Here is a 1,610-nt window from a genome sequence, read left to right as displayed (position 1 = left end):
GACGCCGTCCACGCCGCGCGCACGGCGCACGCCGATGCCGCCGCCCGCGCCGGTGGCGAGAGCGGAGAAGAGCTGCAGTCCCGGCTGACCGCCGCGGAAGAGGCGGTCAGCGCGGCGACCGCGGCCGAGCAGCTCGCGCAGCAGCTCGAGGCCCAGCACCGAGAGCTTGTGGAGCTCGAGGCCGCGACGCAGGCGGCGCGCGACGCGCTCGCCGCCGACCTGAACGCCGCACGAGAGACGGTCGCCGCCCTCGAGGCGACCCTGGTCGACCTCCGCGCGGCGGTGGCCGACGCGCGCGGCACCTATTCCACCGTGACCGAGCGGGTGTCCGCTGCCCGTCTGCAGCGCGACGCCGCGCGCGCCTGCCACGCCGCGCGAGCCGCGGCAGAGCGGGCCGAGCAGCACCGCGCCGCAGCCGTCCTCGAGCGGGACACGCGCCTCGCGGCATCCGCCTTCGCCGACGCGGCCGAGGCGACGGCGGCCCTCCGCGACGAGCGCGCGGTGACGGCGCTGGCCGAACGGGTCGCAACGCACGACACCGATCTCGCCGCCACGCGTCAGCGCACCCTCGAACTCGAGCTCGAACTCGCCGGAACGCCTGACGAGCCCGTGGACCTCGATGCGGCGGCATCCGTCGTCGCGACGGCAGACGCCGCCCGCTCGGCGGCGATCGCGGCGCAGCGCGACGCCCAGAACGTCGCCGACCGCCTGCGCGAGCTCGTCATCCAGACCGACGAGGCCTACGCGGCGGTCGCGGATCATGCCCACGAGGCCGAAGCCGTGCGCAGGCTGGCGGACACCGTCGCGGGCCGGGCGCCGAACACCATGAAGATGGACCTCGAGACGTTCGTCCTCGCAGCCGAGCTCGAGGAGATCGTCGCGGCGGCGAACGTGCGGCTGGCCGAGATGTCGGCCGGCCGGTACACGCTGCACCACTCCGACGCCCGCGCGGCCCGTGGGGCCGCCTCGGGCCTCGGCATCGAGGTGCTCGACGCCCACACCGGGCAGTCGCGGCCGCCGCAGTCGCTGTCCGGCGGCGAGACCTTCCTCGCGTCGCTGGCGCTCGCGCTGGGCCTGGCCGAGGTGGTGACCGCGCGAGCGGGCGGCATGCGTCTAGACACCCTGTTCATCGACGAGGGATTCGGCTCCCTCGACGCCGACACACTCGAACTGGCCATGCGCACGCTCGACGAGCTGCGCGCCGGTGGCCGCACCGTCGGCGTCATCAGCCACGTCGAGGCGATGAAAGAACAGCTGCCCGCGCAGCTGCTCGTCGAGGCCACGCCGCGGGGGCCGAGCATCATCCGGCAAGACGTGGTCTCCCACGCCTCCTAAGCTGGCCTCATGGACAAGAGCAGCACGATCTGGACAGTTCTCGGCATCATCGTCGCGGTGGTGATCGCCTGGGTACTGGTGAGCGTGCTCGGCAGCGTGCTGATGTTCGCGATCAAACTGGCCATCGTCGCCGTGGTCGCGATCATCGTCTTCTTCGCGATGCGGGCGATGTTCGCCCGCTCCCGCCGGCACTGAGAACCTGCTCGTGACCGGCTCTGTGGATCCTGACAAGAAACGGCCGTCGCCCGCTCGCGTCGGCGTCTGGCTCGTGGTCA

At 73.1% G+C, this 1,610-nt stretch carries 2 protein-coding genes; both read left to right on the top strand.

Translation table 11 applies throughout. The features are described 5' to 3' along the window. Positions 1–1,335: SbcC/MukB-like Walker B domain-containing protein (locus NQ160_RS23570; RefSeq protein WP_306854132.1), on the top strand; the 1,335-nt coding region annotated here is incomplete at its 5' end. Positions 1,336–1,344: 9 nt separating this feature from the next. Then, complete coding sequence (locus NQ160_RS23565; RefSeq protein ID WP_257517327.1) at positions 1,345–1,530, top strand: hypothetical protein; 186 nt, start codon at positions 1,345–1,347, stop codon at positions 1,528–1,530. The last annotated feature ends 80 nt before the right edge of the window (positions 1,531–1,610 follow it).

It is taken from the genome of Microbacterium sp. zg.Y909 (assembly GCF_024626565.1).
The sequence above is the reverse complement of the archived record's forward strand: the minus strand, read 5'-3'. Positions and strand labels throughout refer to the sequence as shown.